We start from the raw sequence: 22121 nt of genomic DNA on the forward strand, positions 1-22121 counted from the left end.
GTATAAAACTTAAAAATGGTTCATTAAAACATATGCTATGGGCCATATCAGAAGATGGGGCATTATTAATTGGAGAAGAAATTAATAATCAAGGTCATCCTTGTCTGACAGGTTTTCAATCTGCTCGTATAGCTGGAGAAATCCACTATCAGAATGACAATAAATGGACTATTAATGCCAAATCAGGAAGATACAGTGGTGACTATATTAATAAGGATTTATATCTCAAAAATGCGATAGATTTCTTTAAGTCAATTTTCATCTTTGAAGAAAATGAAACTATTGAATATATTCCATCTGTATAATAACTTATTACTTTATTTTTCTCATAATAAGCTATCAACTCTATTTTCAGAGTAGAAATTAATTATCATGAATCTGAACTTTTCTTGCTCAGCGGTTCATTTAACTTAGTAATACTTAGTCCATACTTGTGGGCGTTGTATTGCCACACTACAAACTGTTCCAATAGCATAGCGTTCTCTTTTTCCAATCTGGCATTCTTAGCTTCCAAAGCCTCAATTTTAGTTTGAGCAATTTTTAAACTAGCAGGCAATTTCTGTGTTGAATTATTTTTAACCTGCGTAGCTTTGGGTTTTTTGCATTGATCATAGGCATTCTTTACCCGCACATATTTCTGTAAAGTTTGACGAGTTGGTGCAGGCACAAGTTCGAGCTGTAGCTCAATGGCCTGACATAGCCGCTCCCAAGTCAATTTCTGATCTAAAGGCCAATAATCAAGAAGCTCAACAATATTCTCGATGTCTTTATCGGTTAAATGCTGTGCCATATCAAATCCATAAATCCATTTGCAATGCAGGACTGAGCAAATGTGGTTCGTCCTCTATCTTTTTCCGTTGAGTATTCTCAATAACGGGGATACGTTTAAGACCTGCTTTTTGATACGCTAAATCGAGATGTGTAACATCTTCAGAAGGGGGCAAACTCAAAGGTGTTCCATCGGGAATGTTTGGATCATCCAGTAGAGCAATCATCTGTTCACAACGTTTAATTGTAAGCTCTCTAATGTGCAACCAGACCGTTGAACCAGTAACATTTTTACTAACAGCCTCCTTATCCTTTGCCCATAAGATTTTTTCTTTTCTAAGTCGATCTTGAAGCCGTTTTTTCTTTTCATCATCCCCCTTAATACAGACATGCTCTGTACAATTAAGACAGTTTCTATACTTTAGGCAGGGTTCATCAATATAAGAATGTGTACAAAGTCCAAACTCGGTAGTGTGCATGGACAATGTTGTTTTGGTATTTAGCTCTTGCATAGTTCGAGGTGTAGCTATTTGGAATGTAAATGTACTATCAGTATTTACTGTACCAACCTCATTTTTCTGCATCTCAATTAAGCCATAATTACGATCTTCAACCGAAGTATGGTCATATACTCGATTTTGCTTCATATCAGCCCGCCCTGACCATTTAGCGAGTAACATGCTATCCATTCCATTGGTATTTGCTATCGTATTGAGAAGATGCCTAAATTGATGGGTAGACACACTGTAGTCACCATATCCCCACCGTTGGAAAATGGATTGAACATTTACTAACTCATCACGTCCTTTCTTCTTTTTTTTCGTGGGAGATAAATCCTCATTTAAAGTATCAATATGTGGCATCCATAATTCTGAAAAAATGGTTAATTTATCACTATGAAATTGGTTTGCGAAACTACAAAATAAAGCTTCTGACCACTTAACCTTAACTCCATTACCAGTTTTAAAAGGTACATAAGGAAAGCCTTGGGGTAGCCTCCTTCGCAGAATAATATTTAAATCATTCAGACTGACTTCGTAATCACTAATAGGAATATCACGAGTTATTAAAAATTGTCTTCCACTGTTATTTGCTTGACGAGCATCCAATAGTGACGCATCAAAGCCCATTGCCATCAATACTTCACTACGTTTTAATAATTGATGATCCCGCACATCAGGACAAAGCTCATGTCTTGGAAATTTATCGCTTGTTTCAAGCAAATATGCTAAATGTCTAGGCTTTTCTGACATCCTAATCAAACGTTCAATAGCCCGTTTTACCGTTGGGATCATGACACTGGGAATGTATTTAATGTCATGCCCATAATTTTTCTGTGCATACCACCTAATACCCAATACTGTCTCAATATTAGAACCATCTGCTGTAAGCCCTAAACTGCTCTTAGAAAGCGTTTGGACTTCTTCCTCATGGATACAATTATGCTTTAAGAAAAATAGCTCTGATGCTCGTTCTGGCGCAGCTAGAAGCAAACTCACAGCACTGGTGACAAAAATATCTCTATCAGACAATTCTGAATCTTTCCGTGAGAAAATATCAGCTAATGCAAAAATAGCATCCTCATCAGGAAGTTTAGAAGCTCGATGTTCCTCTGACTCTGCATCTAACACAATTGATTTTTCAGAAGGCTTTTTAATTGGATTTTTCCATTCTGGTAAAACAACTATTTTTAATTGGCGAAGAAAATCCAATAGAATCTTTAATTGTCTACCTACATGGTAAGCAGAACTCGCTTTATAATTTACTTTTGCATTTTCAGCAGCCAAGTCAAAATCGGCAATAGCCAATTTAGTTAAATCAACTTCACCATATCGGTCTAAGCATATTTGTTCTATTGCCCGAATTGAAAGAATTGTATCTTGGGTTTTTAACTTACTCTTAATTTTCTGATACTTAATATACGCTTTGGCAAATTCTAGAATTGAATGATGCAAAAGATTTTCAGATAATCTATCTTTGGATGAAATACCCGTTTTGACAAAGTTGACTTCACCTTTCCAATAATTCTCATCAAATCTAATATCTTCATTTAATTCTGATAACTGTTTAACAAAATCAATAAACCGCTTTATTTCAGAGTAAGGAGATTGGATTTTGTCAGATGGAAAATATATTAAATTATCCATGATTAAACTCCTTACAAGCATCAATTACTTGCTGAACGGCAATAATTGTTCGGTCATTCACAGCAGCGACCTCAAGGCTACACCCCATCGTAATTAGATCATCCCGTTCTTTAATTAATTGCTCTAGAACCAGATGATGCGGTGCATTTGCCCAAGGCATAAACTTGCTACACAGATAACATGCGATTGGTGCGTGATCGTTACAGTATTGATGTGTACCACATGAGCCGACATCACAATCCTGTTCTACACAAGAAATTCTATTCGCCTCTTTAACTTGTGATTGAGCCTCAATCTCATCCTTTACAACTTTCCCCTGAAAAGCATCTGCATATTTGCGTAAGCTTTCATCCATGATGGATGAGATTTGTTGTGCAATTTCAGGAACACTCTGTACATAACAGTGTGCATTTTGCGTATCATGATGATCTAACAGCTTTGCAATGACATTCACACCTGCTTTTTGCCTAGCCGCATTTGTTCCAAGCGTATAGCGAAACCGATATGCAGTGATATGTATTGGTTTACCGGTTTCTCTTGAACGGACACCAAGTTTTTGAACAGCATCTCTCAATATTTGAGTTAATTTGATAGTAGGTAAATGAATAATTTCTGTTGGCAAAATTTGAGAAATTTCTTTTTCATTGCTCCAATCTAGATTGGCTAACACCTTAATATCATAGAAAATTGGCAACTCTGAAAGCTCCTGTTCAGATACTTCTCGCTTTATTTGCTTTGCTAATTTCTGTTTTAAAATTTGAATATGTTCAAATAAGATTTTCGCAATACTTTCCCGAATTCCCACTTCATTAAAAGCAAATCGGAATCCACTAGCACCTCTAACTTTAGCTCTCGGAATGTTAAGGATATGAACTGCATTTTTATCATTAAAATTATATTTATCCGACACATATAGGTCTTTCACCTTTAATCCTGAAATTTGAATTGGTCGTCTACCAGTCGCACAAAAAACACGAATTAGAGCAGCCTCGTAATAAGAAATCTTATTTTCTGCTAAATATTCGTTGGTTCTAGTGATAATTGCTTGAAATTCAAATGAGCTAAATGGGCCTTCATCTGGATCAAGGGAAAGGACTGCTACTCCTTTGTCATTGCCACTTAATCTCCATGAATCTATTAAATCGTAAATTTCACCATCTACTGAGGAATAACCCAAATCATAGAGTTTTTTTAAAAAGACTCTAAATTTTGCTAACTTATACTCGTATTTTTTATCATTATAATAGTTTTTATATTCTAAAATTCCTTTTAAAGTAATTTCTGACTCTCCTGTCAGATCGGGATACTTAAGTGCATAGCGGATCATTTCTGTAGCATGTGTGCTTGAGCTATATTTAGCAAAGTGTACAAAGGTATTTAAAACATCAGACCTAACTTCCTCCGAAAATTTCGAGAGATTCGACATATTTACTTGCTGATTAATATCTAACACCCATATATCATCATAAATATCAACTTTATAACCTTTAAATGAGGTAAAGGTATTTTGTAATTCATCGAAACTATCAATTTGGATTGATTTATTCATTTTCATCCTCAAATTTTTCTTGGATAATTAAACCAAACTCTACGGCACGCTTATTCTCTGAACGCCTTGAATATCTTCTTGCGCTTTGTGAGTTAGGTATCCACCCCATCAGATATGCACGATCATTTTCAACTTGTGATTCTGTGGTTTTGCCTTTTTCCACTAGGATTTGTGACTTCTCAGAAAATTTATCATTCCAAGTATGTCTAAATGCATGAGCATGTACATTGAATAGAACAACTTTAGAAATTTCATAAAATATTTTATCTAAGGCATTGATTGATAAAGGCTGGCCTTTATTTGATAAAATCAAAAAGTCTGTTAGCTCTGCATTAGGTACTGTTGACCTATAATTTAAAATATAAGTTTCTAATTTTTTCTTCAGATTTTTATTGACTGCAATTGATCGACTTCTAGTTTTAACCAAAGGTTGATATAGCCTAGAATCACTACCATCATGAGGATTACGCCTAATAGTAAGATATGATGTAACACCTTGAGAAAGGGTTATATCTGTAATCTTTAAATTTAATAATTCACCTTTACGACATCCAAGATATAAAAATAAATAGATAATTAGCTCATTTCTATAAGTTAGATAATCTGATGTCCAGATACGATTCTGATTATCAGGATCAACCGCCTTGAAAATTTTATTTAATTGATCACTATCAAAAGATTTGTATTCAGACTGAATATCCATGGACTTACGAGGTCTACGAGATTTTAACAAACGTTTTGTACTTGTTATTGCTGATGAATGAAGATGCGTCTCAAACCATCCAATATATTCAGCAAAATTAGTTAACCGCCTATATATTAATTGTTTAGATACATAGTCCTGAGTAACAACCAATTTTGCTCTAGATCGCTCTTTATTATTACTTTTTGGAAAACTTATGATCTTTTTTTTTGAATCTGCCCCACCTAATCGACTGCGATTGAAACTGGTTAAATTTACTATAGCTTCTATTTCGTTTAGTTTTAATAAATCTTTACTTTTTATCCTTTGTTCCAAGTCAATTCCTAACTTATCCAACAACTGAAAGAGCAACTTAATATCTTCCAAAAAAGCAGAAATTGTATTGATTGATTGACCACGATTTCTTAAATGAATGATCGTATATAAATTTGGATAAGTCATAGGAACACCATCACTATTCAAAAGAACAGCAAATCTCTCTCCACTACTCATTACAAATCTTTTAACAGACATCATAATTAAATTTAACAAAATATCTAAGTATTAAATATCATAAGATATAAATAAAAAAATTTACAGAACCATTTCTGGTATCTGTAAATTTTATTTGTAACTAACTGCTAATAAAGAATAATTTAATAAACTTTACAAAACATAGTCTCTAGGGTGTACTAGAACGGTAAATCGTCGTCTAAATCCGCAGGTGCTGCTGCAGCCGGTTGCGGTGCTGCTTTTGGTGAATTAAAACCATTACCTGCTTGAGGGCTACCTGCATAATTGCCTTGATTGCCACCAGCTTGACCATAACCACCTTGGTTGTTGTTATTGTTATAGCCCGTATTTTGGTAACCACCACCTTGGTTATTATTGTTGTTAAAACGGGGCTGATTAAAGTCACCACCGCTCTGCTCACCTTGTTGACGGCTATCGAGCATTTGCATTTGATCACCACGGATTTCAGTGCTGTAACGCTCTTGACCATTTTGGTCTGTCCATTGACGGGTACGCAATGAACCTTCGATATACACTTTTGAACCTTTACGCAGATATTGTTGCGCAATTTCACCTAAACGGTTGTGCAACACGATACGGTGCCATTCTGTTTGCTCTTTACGCTCACCCGTACTTTTATCCATCCACGATTCACTGGTTGCAATCGAGAATTGAGTCAATGATCCACCATTTGGAAAGGTTTTCGTTTCTGGATCTTTACCTAAAGTACCGACTAAAATAACTTTATTCACACCACGCATTAGCTGTCTTCATCCTATATATTTCTATGTTTTACTTTATAAGAGTTATGATTAAATGGCTACCTCTTTGCCAATCAAGTGCGTTAAATCTTGTCGCCCAGTATCATCAATGCTCTGTTTATCGACTTTAATATACGCAACTTGCTGTTCAGGCATCACCACGACTTCTTCAATACCACGAATTGCCAACAGTTTTGAAGTCCATTCATCTGTTTGTATTGCCTGAGGTAAAGGCAATACAATGGAAGATAAATATCTTGGCTGAGCCAGACCAAAACTAATCAGCAGCCATATTATAGCAATCCCCGTCAGCACACTCCACCCGAGCGCAGTATTCTGTAACATCAAAAGCTGTCCACCCAAAGTACCACCAAAGAAAGCCCCTAAAAACTGGCTACTGGCATTGACGCCCATTGCCGTGGCTTTAGATTGAATCGGTGCGGCTTTAGACAGCCACGAAGGCAATAACGCCTCCATCACATTAAAAGCAATAAAGAATAAACCCAGTCCTGCCAGCAATACATATTTAGACTCATAGCCAAAAATCAGAATCAGCAACCCGCCAATAATCCCCGCGATTGCAGTGAGAAAAATGCCGCGCATTTTGCGATATTTTTCCGCAATGATAATACTTGGAAAGGCAAAAAACAGACTGATCACCAACAGCGGTAAATAGACTAAACCATGCTTTGCCAATGGAATTTGCGCATACTCAATCAACTGCGAGGGCACATAGATAAACATCGCCGTGAGGAGTAAATGCAAGGCAAATACCGACACATGCAGTCGGTTCAACTCACCCATTTGAATCACTTGTTTGAGTTGGGTCAAATAGCCTTGTTGATAATTGCGGTGATGTCGCGTGACTTTGGGCACCAGAAGCAACATCAAAATCGCAGCCAAACCCATAATGGTGGTGACAAAGAATAAGCCAGAAATACCGACCAGACTGGTGAGCCATGGCCCTAAACTAAAAGCGACAACAAAGGATAAACCAATACTCATACCCATCGCCGCCATGGCTTTGGTACGCTGTTCTTCACGAGTGACATCGGCCAGTAATGCCATCACCACGGCAGAGACCGCGCCGGCACCAGCAATGGCACGACCAATAATCACGCCATAAATGGTGTCGGATAAGCCTGCGATTGCACCGCCAATGGCGAATAACAATAAGCCAAGCACCACCAACGGCTTACGGCTAAAACGATCAGCCAACAAACTAAAGGGGATCTGTAAAATCGCCTGAGTTAAGCCATAAACCCCAACAGCGAGACCAATCAAGGCGGGCGTAGCATATTGGTAAGATTGTCCTGCGACTGAAAACACAGGAATAATCATGAACAGGCCCAACATGCGTAAGGCAAAAATGCTACTTAAGGCAAAGGTTGAACGACGTTCTAAAGCATTCATTGTTGATAAGACACTATAACTGGCTCAGCGAATTATAAGCCATTCGCCTACAAAGGTTGTAAGAGATTATGAAAAACACAATCTTTCTGCAGAGAAAAAATAAAGGAGCGACTATCGCTCCTTTATTTAAAATAGCTGACCAAGCTGAAAACAAGCTTAAGAGGCTTGCTGTTCCCGCTTGCTATATTGAATCGAGGCAATCACCGCCCAGACAATAAAGGCCACACCAATCAGACCTGTCACAATTTCAGGGACATGTAAGCCGGTACCGCTGGCGATCATGATAAATGCCAAGGCACCAATCGCATAGTGTGCGCCATGCTCTAGGTAGATATAGGCATCCAATGTACCTTTCTCCACCAAATAAATGGTCATCGAACGGACAAAGATCGCACCAATTGCCAAACCGAGCATGATGATCACGACATCACTGGTAATCGCAAAGGCACCAATCACGCCATCAAAACTGAACGATGCATCCAGTACTTCAAGATAAAGGAAGCCACCAAAACCTGCTTTCACCACACCCGAAGCTGCACCGCTTGAGTCATGCGTCACCGCATTGCCGTCTTCATCAATCTCAGGTTCTCCACCCAATAAATGGCTCAAGACCTGCACCCCGATATACACCACAATGCCCCAAATCCCCGCCATGGTCACCGCCAAACGGGCAGATTCATCTACATTGGCCGCCATGATAATCATCGCAATCAAGGCAAGGAAAACCGACATCGCTGGCACACTGGCCAAATGCGCCAGTTTCGCTTCTAGCCACTTGAACCAGTGCGTTTCCTTACCATCATCAAAAAAGAAATTCAGGAAAACCAGCAACAGGAAAGTTCCACCAAATGCTGCAATTTCAGCATGGTGTGCCATTAAGCGTTCAGAATAGGTCTTCGGATCATTGAGAGCCAATTTGGCCACTTCAATCATGCCCATATCAGCGGTCACGGCAACAATCACCACAGGGAAGATTAAGCGCATACCAAATACAGCAACCAGAATCCCAACGGTTAAGAAAATCATTTTCCAGAAATGATCCCAACCACGAAGTACAGATGCATTGACCACGGCATTATCAAAAGATAAAGAAACTTCCATAACTGCCAAAATTGCAGTAATGGTCAATGCCTTTAACATGGTCGCAACACCCGCTTCAGGGCCGTGCGTATAGCCCCAGTAAGCAGATAGTGCCAAGCACACTACCGTAAAGAAAATTGAAAAACGAAAATGCTTCATGAGCAGCCTTTTATTCAAATCGTCGAGTTATAAAAATGTGTCTATTGTAGGCGAGTTTTCAGTAAAAGTTAGAAAAGATTGTTGCACTTGTTTTGAAGAAAAAAATATCCGAATCAGACTCTGTTATAGTTCAGCAAGATTAATTTTTTCGCGTTTTAACAGGTTCAAATCCATGACGTTTTCTCAAGATGTTTGGCAACGCAATCAAGACTTATATCAAAAAATATTGGCCCTGCCGTTTAATCAGGAACTGGCGGCAGGCACATTGGAGCGCGACGTTTTCTGTCATTATGTAATTCAGGATGCACACTACTTATTGGCTTATGGTCGAGCACTTGCGGTTGCCGCCGCAAAAGCCTATGCAGCTGATGACGTGATTCAATTTTCTGAAGCGGCTAAAATTGCCATTATTGTAGAACGCAGTTTACACAATGATTTTATGCAGGAATTTGATGTCAGCAAAACCGAGTTTGAAAACACACCACTGACGCTGGCGTGTCATCATTACACCTCTTTTCTGACGGCAACCGCATGGTCAGAAAGCTATCCGGTGATTTTAGCAGCCTTATTGCCATGCTTCTGGATTTATGCAGAAGTAGGGAAAGATATCGTCAGCCAGTCGGTTGCCAACAACCCTTATCAGGCATGGATCGATACCTACGCAGGTAAAGAATTTAATACGGCGGTGCGTAATGTAATTGCAACTGTAGATAAAGTCGCTGCCCGTTGTGATGAAGATACCTTAGCCAAAATGCATGCGGCCTATACCATGGGGGCAAAACTGGAATGGTTGTTCTGGGACGGCGCTTATCAGCAACGCCAATGGTTGGGGCTTGATCCAGCCTAAACCATACCCTTGTGCATTTTCTTTAGACATAAAAAAGCCCCACTTAAGGGGCTTAGTCGTATATCGTATCGTCCGATATACTGTATGAGGCTCATCTCAAACTAGGCGCATTAAAGCATAAATCAGATCAAATGCCTACTTTTATTGCTGGGTTAAAAAACATTCACCACAATTAAAGCCAGCAATGCAGGGATTGCCTGAATATAAATAATCTTTTTGCTTGCGGTCAGTCCGCCGTATATACCCGCGATCAGCACACAGCCTAAAAAGAAATTGGCAATTGCCGTGGCATAGTCTGCGGGTGCCAGTAATGCCCAGAATAATCCAGCAGCCAGAAAGCCATTATACAACCCCTGATTTTGTGCCAGAACCTTGGTGAGTTGTGCTTTTTCCAGACTATTGCCAAACGCTTTTAAACCATAGGGCTTATCCCACAAAAACATTTCCAGCACCAAAATATAAACGTGTAATACCCCAAGCAATCCAATCAGTATCTTCCCTAACATTTTTATTTGTCCTTATCTGTACGCTTGTGCGATATTTCAATCTATCACCAATCTATTGCAATTGCTCCATAGGCAATTGGATTTGTGTGACTTTCCAGCTCAAACCCTGTCTTTGCATGATCACATTCATCTTCGACCGCTGTTCAGCCTGTTGAATTTCCACCACAAACTGATTCAAGGACTGATAGTGACTCCGATAGTTAACCTGTTCTTGTGGTGACTGTTTCTGGGTCTCAGCCTGCACAGGTTGCGGTTCAGAGTGTGCCGAGTAAGGCAAACCTTCTTTTAACTTTTTGCCTTGCAACAACATCGAAACCCCTTGTGGGCTCACCATCATATCGACCATTTTATCCACCATGGATGAGGCTAACATCGCACCGAGTGCAGCAAAGCCTCCTTCGCGACCTCGTTCATCTGCCGGGAATTTTTTTAATAAGGCTGTATTGAATTGATCTTTAAGATTCTGGCGTACACTTGGAAAGTCCACATAATGGGCTAAAGCGGTCGTGTCCTCATTTTTCAAAGCTTGACGGATTTGATAAATCGTCAAATAAGGCAATGCATAAACATAAGCCACAACCAGCAAAAGCAGCGCAACTATGGAGATTTTCAATTTTTTTGACATGCAGCCCTCAATTTTAGCACTTTATTTTTTAATCAATGCTTGAAACCGTTCACAGATAAACTGTGATTTCACATGAAAATTTATGTTAAAAACAGTGTTGAAATCATTAATCCGACACAATCTGACGTTTAAAATCGTTTTGTTACAGCTTGAACAATTTTAAATCGTTATTATATAGAAGGTCTGGAGAAACTTCTCAGCAACACGCTGGATAGAAGCATCAACAGACCTTAATTTTTCATATTCAGCTTATTGAGATGTATTTATGAGTCAAAGTCATATCCGTATTCGAGGCGCACGTACCCATAATTTAAAAAATGTGTCACTCGATATTCCACGTGACAAGTTTGTGGTGATTACGGGACTTTCTGGCTCAGGTAAATCCTCCTTGGCCTTTGATACCTTATATGCCGAAGGTCAACGCCGTTATGTTGAATCGCTTTCGGCTTATGCACGTCAATTCCTGTCACAAATGGAAAAACCAGAAGTCGATTCGATTGAAGGTTTATCTCCTGCAATTGCGATTGAACAAAAGTCAACCAGCCACAACCCTCGCTCGACCGTGGGTACCATTACCGAAATTTATGACTATTTGCGTTTGCTCTATGCACGCGTGGGTACGCCGTACTGCCCAGAACATGACCTCCCTATGGTGGCACAAACCATTTCGGAAATGGTCGATGCAGTAAAAAGTCTTGAAGAAGGTACTGCACTGATGTTGCTCGCCCCTGTGGTACGTGAGCGTAAAGGTGAATACACCCAACTGTTTGAACAGCTCCAAGGTCAGGGCTTTGTGCGTGCCCGTGTCGATGGTGAAATCATTGATATCGATACCCCACCAGAACTGGATAAAAAGAAAAAGCACACCATTGAAGTGGTGGTGGATCGCTTTAAAGTGCGTGATGATCTGGGGAACCGTATCGCAGAATCCTTTGAAACTGCCTTGCGTTTAGGCGGTGATATCGCGGTTCTATCCTGGATGAATGGCGAACACCCTGAACGCGTATTCTCAGCTAAACACTCTTGCCCAGAATGTGACCGCGCTGTGGCTGAACTTGAGCCACGCCTATTCTCCTTCAACAATCCATTTGGTGCCTGCCCAGTGTGTGATGGTTTGGGAACCCGTAGCCATTTCAGTGCGGACAAACTGATTCCAAATCCAGAGGTTTCGATCAGCCAAGGGGCAATTCGGGGTTGGGACAGACAGCGTCCGTATTACTACACCATGCTGCAAAAAGTCGCAGATCATTTCAATATTGACCTCGATCAACCATGGAATCAGCTGGATAAAGACACGCAAAAGAAATTCCTGCAAGGCACAGGCAAAGAGAAAATCGATCTGAGCTATATCGATGAACGAGGTCGTAAACACAGTCGGGTGCAGGCCTTTGAAGGAATTTTGCCGCATCTGGAACGTCGCTATCGTGAAACCGAATCGAATTATGTACGTGATGATTTGGCACAGTATCTGTCGAATGCAGCCTGTGATGCCTGTGGTGGTTCACGTCTGAATGAAATTTCGCGCCATGTTCGGGTGAAAGACAAGACCATTGCCCAAATTACCAAGATGTCGATTGGCGATGCTGAACACTATTATCAAGACCTGAACCTTGAAGGAGCCAAAGGTGAAATTGCCGATAAAATCTTTAAAGAGATCCGTGAGCGCTTACATTTTCTGGTCAGCGTTGGCCTAAATTATCTCAGCTTGGCACGTTCAGCCGAAACTCTTTCTGGCGGTGAAGCACAACGTATTCGTCTGGCGTCACAGATCGGTGCAGGTCTTATGGGCGTGATGTATGTGCTGGATGAACCATCGATTGGTCTACATCAACGGGATAATGATCGCTTATTACAAACCCTGATTCGTTTACGTGATTTGGGCAATACCGTGCTGGTGGTTGAACATGATGAAGATGCAATTCGTGCCGCTGACCATATTATTGATATCGGGCCAGGTGCAGGGATTCATGGCGGTGCCGTGATTGCTGAAGGCACCTACGATGAGTTGGCCAATCATGCCGACTCACTGACAGGTCAATATCTTTCAGGTAAGTTGAAGATTGAAGTACCGAAACAACGCACCTTGTCCCCTCGTCCAGATGAAGTGATCAAATTGTCTGGTGCAAGCGGACATAACTTACAAAATGTCGACTTGACCATTCCTCTTGGCATCATGACCTGTGTGACGGGGGTTTCAGGTTCAGGTAAATCAACGCTGATTAACCGTACCTTATTACCTTTAGCTGCAACTCAACTGAATGGCGCAACCACATTGACTGCGGAAAAGTTTGATTCAATTGATGGCTTACAGCATCTGGATAAAGTGGTTGATATTGACCAGAGTCCAATTGGGCGTACCCCTCGTTCCAATCCAGCCACCTATACCGGTTTATTCACGCCGATTCGTGAGTTATTCGCACAGACACCTGAAGCCAAAGCACGTGGTTATAGTGCAGGCCGTTTCTCGTTTAACGTGAAAGGCGGTCGCTGTGAAGCCTGTGAGGGTGACGGTATGATCAAAGTGGCGATGCACTTCCTGCCAGATATGTATGTGCCTTGTGATGCCTGTCATGGCAAGCGTTATAACCGTGAAACCTTAGAAGTCGGTTATAAAGGCAAGAACATTTCAGATGTATTGGAAATGACCGTGGAAGATGCAGCGGAGTTCTTTAGTGCGATTCCTGTGATTCATCGTCGTTTAGATACCTTGACCCAAGTGGGTCTGGGTTATATCCGTTTGGGTCAAGCAGCAACCACCCTTTCTGGTGGTGAAGCGCAACGGGTGAAACTGGCACGTGAATTGGCCAAGCGCGATACCGGTCGAACCTTGTATATTCTGGATGAACCGACTACAGGTCTGCATTTCCATGATATCGCCAAGTTGCTCGATATCCTGTATGAGCTACGCAATAAGGGCAATACCATTGTGGTGATTGAGCATAATCTGGATGTGATCAAGACTGCCGATTGGGTCGTTGACTTAGGTCCTGAAGGCGGTTCGGGTGGTGGCCAGATTATTGCTGAGGGCACACCAGAGCAAATTGCTGAGGTTGCAATTTCACATACAGGTCGATTCTTGAAACCGATGTTGAAATCAGTTTAATTACTGTGCAAATATGAGGGTAAATTTAAGCTGGTTCCATCTCTCTAGCTTGAATTTACCCCATCCTTTTAAGGCAGGCACTCATTCACGGATCAAGTCTATTTAACCGCAGCAATATCAATCCAGGCTTGCTTAGCACCAAGCCCAGTTAAAGTACCATGTACTGTTCCGCTATTTTACAATCCACAAGACTTAAAACGATAAAAAGACCCAAGCATCATTAACCCTTACCTATATGTTAGTTATTCTAAATATTTTCGTTTAAATAGTGTACAGCTCAATTTTCAAACCAAGATAATTGTATTAAATATAATGGCTATAGAGCGTTTTATTCAGCATAGAAAAATACGCTCTCTTTCTTAGATCTACCCTGTTCACAGCTTAAAGGAATATCAATCAGCGATGGAACTGCAAAGCGGATAAGTTAAGCAGAAATAAAGAATAACTTATTCAATAAAGTCCTTTGTTCATCCAGAGCTTATTGTTTTATGCCTAAACGCTATATTCCAGTTAAAGAACGTTGGCAGCATTACCATGAAGCATCCATTCTGGCTTTTGTTGGAGGATGGGTGAATACTGTGGGATTTATTGCCTTATTCGGTATTTACACCAATCATGTTACCGGTTATATCGTTACCGCAGGTAAAGAAACCATTCTGGGTGGACTCGGAGTATGGGCCTTATTTTTGGGCAGTTTTATCCTAACCATCGGCATCACGGCTTGGTGTGAACAACGCTGGAAACAGAGATATCCGAATATTCTTCTGGCTTTTTTGATTACTGAGACGCTCTTGCTCACCCTGTTCATGCTGGCTGGTATTTTTTTCAGTCCATTTGAGAGCTTAGTGGACACGGGTGCAATTATTACGGCAATGCTGGGCATTTCTGCCATGGGAATCCGCAATGCTGTCATTCGTACTTTATTATCATCTATGGCAACCTCTACACTGATGACTGGCAACATTGCTCAACTGACCATTGATACCGTCATCGCGTATGGTTCAACCACCTCATCCAGCGAAACCAAGGATTCAGCTCGGCAGAATATTTCAAAGATTTTACCGAGTGTGCTTTCCTTTGCCTTCGGTGCATTGCTAGGCGCCCTCGCATATATCCTGTTTTCTTTTATCTGTATCATTGTGCCCATCTTGCTCATGACTTACCTGTGTTATCGAGAGTCGGACTTTGGCTTTTCACAAGCATAATAAAAAAGAATAACTTGAAGTTAGCGCAAATAAGCGAAGGGCGAAGATCAAAACTGTACGGCATTCTTCCCTTTCGACTTCGCTTTTAATAACGATTGATCCGCTTTTTCTAACAGTTCTAGCCAACTCTGCGCCCCTATCGCAACGCCAATACTGACCGAAACCTGAATCGACTCAGCCCCATTCAAAACCATAATCCGCTCTTTTAAAATTGCCGAGCGAATACTCTCAGCCACGACGCTTGCCGCACCCATTTGGATATTTTCAATGACCACCAAAAACTCATCACCACCATAACGCACGATTAAATCCGACGCCCGCACATTATGTTTCAGCTGATCGGCAATCATGCTAATCACCTGATCCCCCACAATATGTCCATACTGGTCATTCACGAACTTAAAATTATCAATATCAATGGCAATCACACAGGTCTGTGACAATGACTCAGGCTTGGATTCAAGCATTTGAATATATTCATCCAGAGCCAAACGGTTAGCAACGCCTGTTAACACATCCGTATTTGCAATTTTCTTCAGTTGCAACTCCATCGTATCACGCTGCTTTAGCATGCCTTTTAATTTATCAATCGCTTCAAATAGCGAGAAAAACTCTTCCTTATTATTTTTATTTACAGGAAGCACATCCGAAGTCCCCGAGAGACGCAAGATCATATTACGGGCATGAATCAAAGGACTGAATACTCTTCTCTTGGCATAAATCATAGTGAAAATTGCAATCAGCAAAGATAGGCTTGAAATACACAGGGTAAAAATAAACTGTCGCTTCGCTAACTTATTCTGCTCAACGGCTACAGCAATACTGTAATCAAGAATATAATTTTGTAGATCCATGACTGGGGTAAATTTCCCCACCATCCGTTCAGTCAGTTCAGTCCCCGAGAGAAAGTATGCTTTATTGTTTTTACTTTCATCGAGCAAACGCGCAATAATCGGTAATCCCCGATCTAAAAACTCCGTTTTCACACGTCGATATAAACTTACATATTCTGGCGTTTTCGATTGTTCAGGCTGAATGGTATCAATTAACTCCCAAAGATAAACCGCTTGATGTTGGGTTTGTAATGCTCTTGCTCGGTTTTCATCTGGAATTTTTTCATCAAAAGTCACCGGCGCCATAATATTCGAGGCAATTCGTCCTGCTTGGTCGCGCATATCGGTCAGTATCAGGATTGAGGTAAAGTAATTCGACATGCTGCTGTTCTTGCTATTTGAACGCACCAACAACCAAGTTAAAAACTCACGACTTTCATCCCAAACACTGAACATCGATAAAATAGCATGATCATATTGTTTTGACGTGCGCTCATTCTGTGGGGTATTGGCATATACATCGACAATATGACGTGCTGTAGCTAACTTAACTTTTAAGTCCGTTTCCAACTCATGCGCAATCAACTTAAACCCATTTTGTTTTAACACCTCAATCGTGTCATCAATTTGCGCATCAACCCCGTTACGGTATCCTTCTAATTCTTTTTGATTCTTCAATAAGACATCTGCTTGGCTTGACATCACTTTATTTGAAGGTGCCCGCTCTCTGGAAATCTTATTCGCTGTTTTGACCAGCGCTCGAAGACTGGTAATTTCCGTCAGGGTTTGCTCAGATTTTATATATTCTTGATAGCTATTGATAATTAAAGGAAGAGAGAGATAAAAAATTGAAAAGATAATGGCAATCATACAAAAGAAAAGACGACGGCTAATCTGCTCAGAACGTAATTTTGAGCTTTTTAATTTACGCCCCATTCACACACCTTGCACTTTTCAAAAACGATCTCAATGGATTTTTAAACAGAACTCAATTTTACCTGAATTATAAATCACACTACCACGCTTAAACCGAGGTTTTTGGTTACAGTCATCAAGACTGATTTTATTTAATCGCTGTTTCAAGCGCTAAATTATTACTCAGGATTAAATTTGAGAATGATTTTTATTTAATTTAAATCATCTAAACTATTTATATTTCTATAATAAATATTTTAAAAATTGGATAAGGATTTAATTCAAGATAAAAATCAGAGCACTTTTTTCTGAATAACTTGATCTAAAATGATCTTAGAATTAATACTCATAATGCCGCTCATCTTATTCAATTTATTAATAATGAATTGTGAAAACGCATTCAAGCCCTTAGTGGCAACATATAGCCCATCATTCACTCATCTGCAAGCACATCTGCAAGAAATTTAGAACTTTTAGACCAGTTGCATTTGAATCGAAAAATCCTATTTAAAAAATAAAAATTATCAATTTTACAAATCACCCTTCAAGACAGATAATTTAAGCATAGAAAGATTTGAGAATTTAAAAGCGAAACCCTCTAGGATGTTTCTCTCCCCAAGCTAAACATCCTTTCTCAACCCAGCTTTCCCCAAAAGTTGGGTCTTTTTTTGAATATTTAATTGGCTAACAATCCCAGCTCTTGCAATGCTTGATAAACAATCACTTTACGTGCATCTGCATGCTCAGGTTGGCTCATTTGCATATTCAGTGAAAATGCAATGATTTTGCCATTTGGCTGTTCAATCCAACCTGTCCACCATCCAACCTGCGGGGTAACGTCCATGCCCCAACCGCTCTTGGCATAGATCTTGGTTCCCTGATGCTCATCCACCAATAACATGCCTTTCACTTGCTGTTGAGTTGACTGGTCAAACGGTAGTTTTTGCTTGGCCAATGCATAGACAAATCGAACTTCTTCTACAGGTGTAATTTTCAAAGGCCCGACCAACCAAAAATTATCGACTTGGGTTCCAATATTTTTATTGCCATAGCCAACACGCTTCACCTCACGGGTCATGAGTTCTAGACCAATGCGTCGCGCTAGCTCCTGATAGACAGGTACAGCCGATGCCTGCATAGCTTCAGCTAAACTTAAATCTTTTTCCCAACTGCTAAAGGCACGTTTTTGACCATCCCATTTAAAGACTTCATTTGGCGTGGTTTTATGATGCTGTATACCAATCAGTGCATTCAGTATTTTAAAGGTTGAGGCTGGGATAAAACGTTGATCTGCACGGCGTGTTGCATTGCCGTATGTTTGAATTTGTTTGCCATCATAGATGACCAAAACCCCTATTGTTTGCGCCTGCTGGAATAAATTCGCCACCCGCTGTTGCTCATTTAATGACACGACTTGCTGTTTTTTTTGGCTAGAACTCTGACAAGCAGTCAATGGAAGGATCAAAATTAATGGCGTAAGAAGCGCTAGGCATTTTAATTTTTTCGACATGATCATCAAACAGGAAAAGTGGAATAAATTCGCCACTATAAGGCTTTTAACAGACTTATTCTGTAGCGTTATCTCATCTACAATTTTAAAAAACAGATAAAAAAAAGCTCAGCCTTGGGGAAAGCCGAGCTAGTAAAACAGTGATGTAAAAACATCAAAATACTTAAAAGAAAATGTTATGAGATATTTAAATGCAAATTAGATATCCCTTGCTTTGTATTATGTGAATCAGCTCTCAAAAAGTAAAGTTGATTAAATAGATCGGATTTATTGTTACAATCGATTTTGTTAATTGATCATTAAAAGTCCGATTTTCTCGTGATTTTTAGTTTATATTAATTGAGAATAAGTATCATAAAATTGTAAAGTTTGTCGCAAAAAAAGCGAGAATAGAATTTGATCTCACATTTTCTACCGGTGGATTATGACATTAAGAAGAATTAATTGAATGAAAAAAACGATCAATATTATCGTTTAAACCAATTAAAAAAAGAGCGATGTGACATTATTATTTCATTCATTATCTTGTGCAAAAATAAACTTATCTATTTGTTAGATATGTATTTTATAATTGGTTGACAAGATTACTTTCAAGTGATTAATTTTCAACCACAACTCGGTCGAGATTTACGCACTGATCCCACGGCCCAATTTATTACATTGACTTCATACTTTGTTACAATACAATGGCTCCAACTTTACTCTTTAATTGTTTTAAAGCTGGAAATCATTATGAAAAAACTCGGTTTAGCCACTGCTCTAGTTTTAGCCATGACCGGCGCTCATGCATACCAATACGAAGTTCAAGGTCAGTCTGAATTCATTGAAGCAAAAGCTTTAAATGATCAAGACTATACTGGTGCTGCTAAAGGTACTTACTACTTCAAAAATGTAGATGCTTCTAAAGGTCCTTTAGCTGAAGCTGCATTCTTAAACCAAGCTTCTAATGTTTCTGCTGCTTATAGCTATGCAAAATTAAGCGGTGATGAAGTACAAACTATTAAGAACAACTCATTTGGTGTGAAAGGTGAAGCTTACCTTCCAACTCCATATGTACCTGCTTATGTAAGTGCTGCATATAACCACTCTCAAACTAAAGTTGAAAACTTTAAAGACAATGGCGACCGCTACTCTGTAGAACTTGGTGCTATGGTTGTACCTAACTTCTTGGTTGCTGTAGGTTATGCTCGTGTTGCTGACCAAATTGCTTTAGATGCAAACAAAGTTCTTGAAAATGGCGTATTCAGCGCTGTAGCTGATGCAGCAACAATTGGTGACAAACAAGACGTTGTAACTGCACGTACTAAATACGTAGGTAACATCGACGGTACAAATATGGCTGTAGGTTTTGAAACTGGCCTTGTATACGGCGAAAACCAAGCTTACGGTTTAAAAACTGATCTTTATGTAACACCTCAGTTAAGCGTTGGTGCTTCTTATGCTGAAGCAAACTTCAGCAAAAACCCAGCTAACGACAACTTCTCTCCAATCAAATCTGCTTGGGGTGCGAACGTAAACTACTTCATTACTCCAGCTGTAGCTGTAGGTGCTAGCTACGTAAATGCGAATGCAGTACATGCAAACGTAGATACGCAAACTGTTGGCTTAAACGCGAAGTTCCGTTTCTAATATTGAGTTAAGATTCTCATTTGAGAAGACTTAATTCATAATAAAAAACCAGTTCTGATGAACTGGTTTTTTATTCTCTGAATCTCAATAAACTGTGAGATTCAGATACTCATTTGAAAGTATTACATCTTCTTATCTTCAATATTCAATGCACTGATCGCCAAAACCGCCTGAGTACGGTTCTGTACGCCCAATTTACGGAAGATTGCAGTTACATGCGCTTTAATGGTTGCCTCAGATACCTCTAGTTCATAAGCAATTTGCTTATTCAGTAGGCCTTCTGCCACCATCATCAATACACGGAACTGCTGTGGAGTCAGCGATTGTAAACGTTCCGCCAAAGCGGTTTCATCTGCTGCACGAGGATCAAAGCTGGCATGACTTGGTAAATTCGGCGGTAACCAAATCTCTCCCTCTAATACATGTTTAATCGCTTCACCAATATGACTTGGATGTGAAGACTTTGGAATATAACCCATGGCACCGTGTGCAATGGCACGTTGAATAATCGAAACTTCTTCGTGGGCTGAAACAATAATAATTGGAATCGCAGGATATTGCGCGCGCACATAAACCAAAGCAGAAAAACCTGATGCGCCCGGAAGGTTCAAATCCAGTAAGACCAGATCAGGCTCTGCACCATGTTCTAAACGCGCATAGAACTCATCAACATCGGCCGTTTCCTGGATCTGCGCTTGTGGCAAACTATAACGAACCGCTTGAATCAAAGCATGTCTAAAGAGTGGATGGTCGTCTACAATTAAAATATTCATAAGCGCTTAAGCTGTCTGCAAGTACGTCACTGTACGATGTTTATTTAAATTCAATCCGTCTAAGCCTATTTTCAATTACAGCTGAGGTCAAGCATAAGCATTGATTTATTTCCTTTTCGCGCAAAATAAATCAAATATTCATATAAACCACACCAATATCATCATAAATAAAAAAACAACGATAAATACTCAGTAGAAACAGTGAATTAAATATTGATTGTTATCAATCTAAAGCAAATTATGGATATATCTATAAAAAAGATAAGCTTGCAGCATTTCCTTATTTTACAGCCGAGGTCGAGCTATAGATAAATAAATAGCAATTCGAAATGATCTTTTAGGCCGTTATTATGTCCAATCACAATACTCCCTTAACCCCACTCAATATCGTTGCTGTATCTGGCGGTTTAAACAGTCCATCAAAAACAGAAAGTCTGGTTCAGGCGATTCTGGATGAACTTTCAGAAGCAATTAATATCAAAGTACATTTTGTCAAACTCAGCGAAATTGGACCTTTACTCGGTGGCGCAATTTATCGCAATCAGCTACCGCAACGGGTACAAGATGATCTTGCTGCGGTGGAAGCAGCAGATGCCCTGATTGTCGGCACCCCTGTTTATCGTGCATCTTTTACAGGTTTATTTAAGCACTTCTTTGATTTTGTTGAACAGACGGCGTTGGTCGATGTCCCTGTATTACTGGCCGCCTCGGGTGGTAGTGACCGTCATGCACTGGTGTTAGAGCATCAATTACGCCCACTCTTTAGCTTCTTTCAGGCACAGACATTGCCAATTGGGGTCTATGCAACAGATCGTGATTTCACCCCTGAATATACCGTGAAAAGTGAGCAATTATCTGATCGAGTCACCTTGGCGGTGGCGCGTGCCTTACCGATTCTAGAATGGGCGCCAGCTAAAGGACAGCGTGCTGCAGCCATTAAAACCAAAACTGAACAGGCCAATCAGAATCTCGGGATTAATAAACAGATTGAGCAGGCAGAAGTACTCCCCTCTGCGGCCGTCCCTGATCTGGATGCAGCTGAATCTCGCTTACATCCCAAGTCAGCCAAGAATTTAACCCACGTCGCATAAACCTGATTAAAT

General features: G+C 40.0%; 18 protein-coding genes. 6 read left to right on the plus strand and 12 right to left on the minus strand.

Annotated features, from left to right (window positions below):
- A partial coding sequence (locus Aba26S_RS21085) for a hypothetical protein (protein WP_043970029.1) occupies nucleotides 1-305 on the plus strand: 305 nt, incomplete at its 5' end.
- Nucleotides 306-370: 65 nt separating this feature from the next.
- On the opposite strand, the gene Aba26S_RS03260 is transcribed toward Aba26S_RS21085, so the two are convergent.
- The 7 genes from Aba26S_RS03260 to Aba26S_RS03290 form a co-directional block, all read right to left on the minus strand.
- Entirely contained in the window at nucleotides 371-790 is a 420-nt protein-coding gene (locus Aba26S_RS03260) for a hypothetical protein (protein WP_002122059.1), read from the minus strand.
- Nucleotide 791: 1 nt separating this feature from the next.
- A complete protein-coding gene (locus Aba26S_RS03265; RefSeq protein ID WP_002122037.1) occupies nucleotides 792-2915 on the minus strand; it encodes a hypothetical protein in 2124 nt (707 codons plus the stop codon).
- Nucleotides 2908-4464 (minus strand): site-specific integrase, encoded by a 1557-nt coding sequence (locus Aba26S_RS03270; protein ID WP_023271143.1) that lies wholly within the window; start codon nucleotides 4462-4464, stop codon nucleotides 2908-2910. Before Aba26S_RS03270 ends, Aba26S_RS03265 begins: the two co-directional genes overlap by 8 nt.
- Nucleotides 4457-5683, minus strand: a complete 1227-nt coding sequence (locus tag Aba26S_RS03275; protein WP_043970034.1) for a site-specific integrase — start codon at nucleotides 5681-5683, stop codon at nucleotides 4457-4459. The genes Aba26S_RS03270 and Aba26S_RS03275 overlap by 8 nt, the downstream gene beginning before the upstream one ends.
- 155 nt (nucleotides 5684-5838) lie before the next feature.
- On the minus strand, nucleotides 5839-6420 hold the full coding sequence (gene ssb, locus Aba26S_RS03280) for a single-stranded DNA-binding protein (protein ID WP_016651355.1): 582 nt from the start codon (nucleotides 6418-6420) through the stop codon (nucleotides 5839-5841).
- Between the two features lie 51 nt (nucleotides 6421-6471).
- The gene (locus Aba26S_RS03285; RefSeq protein ID WP_005238204.1) at nucleotides 6472-7833 is read right to left on the minus strand and encodes an MFS transporter; all 1362 of its coding nucleotides are present in this window, start codon (nucleotides 7831-7833) and stop codon (nucleotides 6472-6474) included.
- 156 nt (nucleotides 7834-7989) lie between these two features.
- A complete protein-coding gene (locus Aba26S_RS03290; protein WP_005275612.1) occupies nucleotides 7990-9072 on the minus strand; it encodes a DUF475 domain-containing protein in 1083 nt (360 codons plus the stop codon).
- A gap of 172 nt (nucleotides 9073-9244) precedes the next feature.
- Here Aba26S_RS03290 and tenA point away from each other — a divergent pair, with 172 nt between their 5' ends.
- Nucleotides 9245-9919, plus strand: coding sequence for a thiaminase II (gene tenA, locus Aba26S_RS03295; protein ID WP_016651354.1), 675 nt, complete (start codon nucleotides 9245-9247; stop codon nucleotides 9917-9919).
- 152 nt (nucleotides 9920-10071) lie between these two features.
- Here tenA and Aba26S_RS03300 read toward each other — a convergent pair whose 3' ends face one another.
- Both Aba26S_RS03300 and Aba26S_RS03305 read right to left on the minus strand, forming a co-directional pair.
- Nucleotides 10072-10425 carry a DUF1304 domain-containing protein gene (locus tag Aba26S_RS03300; protein ID WP_016651353.1) on the minus strand — a complete coding sequence of 118 codons (354 nt, stop codon included), beginning with the start codon at nucleotides 10423-10425 and terminating at the stop codon, nucleotides 10072-10074.
- Between the two features lie 52 nt (nucleotides 10426-10477).
- On the minus strand, nucleotides 10478-11050 hold the full coding sequence (locus Aba26S_RS03305) for a DUF2939 domain-containing protein (protein ID WP_016651352.1): 573 nt from the start codon (nucleotides 11048-11050) through the stop codon (nucleotides 10478-10480).
- Nucleotides 11051-11315: 265 nt separating this feature from the next.
- Here Aba26S_RS03305 and uvrA point away from each other — a divergent pair, with 265 nt between their 5' ends.
- Together uvrA and Aba26S_RS03315 are read left to right on the plus strand one after the other, a co-directional pair.
- A complete protein-coding gene (gene uvrA, locus Aba26S_RS03310) occupies nucleotides 11316-14153 on the plus strand; it encodes an excinuclease ABC subunit UvrA (RefSeq protein WP_016651351.1) in 2838 nt (945 codons plus the stop codon).
- 488 nt (nucleotides 14154-14641) lie between these two features.
- Complete coding sequence (locus Aba26S_RS03315) at nucleotides 14642-15358, plus strand: YoaK family protein (RefSeq protein ID WP_016651350.1); 717 nt, start codon at nucleotides 14642-14644, stop codon at nucleotides 15356-15358.
- Nucleotides 15359-15405: 47 nt separating this feature from the next.
- Here the strand turns inward: Aba26S_RS03315 and Aba26S_RS03320 are convergent, their stop codons facing one another.
- Both Aba26S_RS03320 and Aba26S_RS03325 read right to left on the minus strand, forming a co-directional pair.
- Entirely contained in the window at nucleotides 15406-17127 is a 1722-nt protein-coding gene (locus tag Aba26S_RS03320) for a GGDEF domain-containing protein (protein ID WP_016651349.1), read from the minus strand.
- Between the two features lie 655 nt (nucleotides 17128-17782).
- Nucleotides 17783-18616 (minus strand): OXA-286 family carbapenem-hydrolyzing class D beta-lactamase OXA-670, encoded by an 834-nt coding sequence (locus Aba26S_RS03325; RefSeq protein WP_016651348.1) that lies wholly within the window; start codon nucleotides 18614-18616, stop codon nucleotides 17783-17785.
- Nucleotides 18617-19348: 732 nt separating this feature from the next.
- Here Aba26S_RS03325 and omp33-36 point away from each other — a divergent pair.
- Nucleotides 19349-20245 carry a porin Omp33-36 gene (gene omp33-36, locus Aba26S_RS03330; protein WP_016651347.1) on the plus strand — a complete coding sequence of 299 codons (897 nt, stop codon included), beginning with the start codon at nucleotides 19349-19351 and terminating at the stop codon, nucleotides 20243-20245.
- Between the two features lie 122 nt (nucleotides 20246-20367).
- Here the strand turns inward: omp33-36 and Aba26S_RS03335 are convergent, their stop codons facing one another.
- Entirely contained in the window at nucleotides 20368-21018 is a 651-nt protein-coding gene (locus Aba26S_RS03335; protein ID WP_005275592.1) for a response regulator transcription factor, read from the minus strand.
- Between the two features lie 350 nt (nucleotides 21019-21368).
- On the opposite strand from Aba26S_RS03335, the gene msuE reads away from it, so the two are divergent.
- A complete protein-coding gene (msuE, locus tag Aba26S_RS03340; protein ID WP_005275590.1) occupies nucleotides 21369-22109 on the plus strand; it encodes an FMN reductase in 741 nt (246 codons plus the stop codon).
- The last annotated feature ends 12 nt before the right edge of the window (nucleotides 22110-22121 follow it).

It is taken from the genome of Acinetobacter sp. NBRC 110496, assembly GCF_000876115.1.
GTDB lineage: Bacteria > Pseudomonadota > Gammaproteobacteria > Pseudomonadales > Moraxellaceae > Acinetobacter.

Bases quoted from the DNA above. Each gene is read 5' to 3' on its own strand.
- omp33-36 (WP_016651347.1), top strand. From the start codon at position 19,349: ATGAAAAAACTCGGTTTAGCCACTGCTCTAGTTTTAGCCATGACCGGC.
- ssb (WP_016651355.1), bottom strand. From the start codon at position 6,420: ATGCGTGGTGTGAATAAAGTTATTTTAGTCGGTACTTTAGGTAAAGAT.
- Aba26S_RS03325 (WP_016651348.1), bottom strand. From the start codon at position 18,616: ATGTCGAAAAAATTAAAATGCCTAGCGCTTCTTACGCCATTAATTTTG.
- Aba26S_RS03320 (WP_016651349.1), bottom strand. From the start codon at position 17,127: ATGGGGCGTAAATTAAAAAGCTCAAAATTACGTTCTGAGCAGATTAGC.
- uvrA (WP_016651351.1), top strand. From the start codon at position 11,316: ATGAGTCAAAGTCATATCCGTATTCGAGGCGCACGTACCCATAATTTA.
- Aba26S_RS03305 (WP_016651352.1), bottom strand. From the start codon at position 11,050: ATGTCAAAAAAATTGAAAATCTCCATAGTTGCGCTGCTTTTGCTGGTT.
- Aba26S_RS03285 (WP_005238204.1), bottom strand. From the start codon at position 7,833: ATGAATGCTTTAGAACGTCGTTCAACCTTTGCCTTAAGTAGCATTTTT.
- msuE (WP_005275590.1), top strand. From the start codon at position 21,369: ATGTCCAATCACAATACTCCCTTAACCCCACTCAATATCGTTGCTGTA.
- Aba26S_RS03315 (WP_016651350.1), top strand. From the start codon at position 14,642: ATGCCTAAACGCTATATTCCAGTTAAAGAACGTTGGCAGCATTACCAT.
- tenA (WP_016651354.1), top strand. From the start codon at position 9,245: ATGACGTTTTCTCAAGATGTTTGGCAACGCAATCAAGACTTATATCAA.
- Aba26S_RS03270 (WP_023271143.1), bottom strand. From the start codon at position 4,464: ATGAATAAATCAATCCAAATTGATAGTTTCGATGAATTACAAAATACC.
- Aba26S_RS03290 (WP_005275612.1), bottom strand. From the start codon at position 9,072: ATGAAGCATTTTCGTTTTTCAATTTTCTTTACGGTAGTGTGCTTGGCA.
- Aba26S_RS03275 (WP_043970034.1), bottom strand. From the start codon at position 5,683: ATGATGTCTGTTAAAAGATTTGTAATGAGTAGTGGAGAGAGATTTGCT.
- Aba26S_RS03300 (WP_016651353.1), bottom strand. From the start codon at position 10,425: ATGTTAGGGAAGATACTGATTGGATTGCTTGGGGTATTACACGTTTAT.
- Aba26S_RS03335 (WP_005275592.1), bottom strand. From the start codon at position 21,018: ATGAATATTTTAATTGTAGACGACCATCCACTCTTTAGACATGCTTTG.
- Aba26S_RS03265 (WP_002122037.1), bottom strand. From the start codon at position 2,915: ATGGATAATTTAATATATTTTCCATCTGACAAAATCCAATCTCCTTAC.
- Aba26S_RS03260 (WP_002122059.1), bottom strand. From the start codon at position 790: ATGGCACAGCATTTAACCGATAAAGACATCGAGAATATTGTTGAGCTT.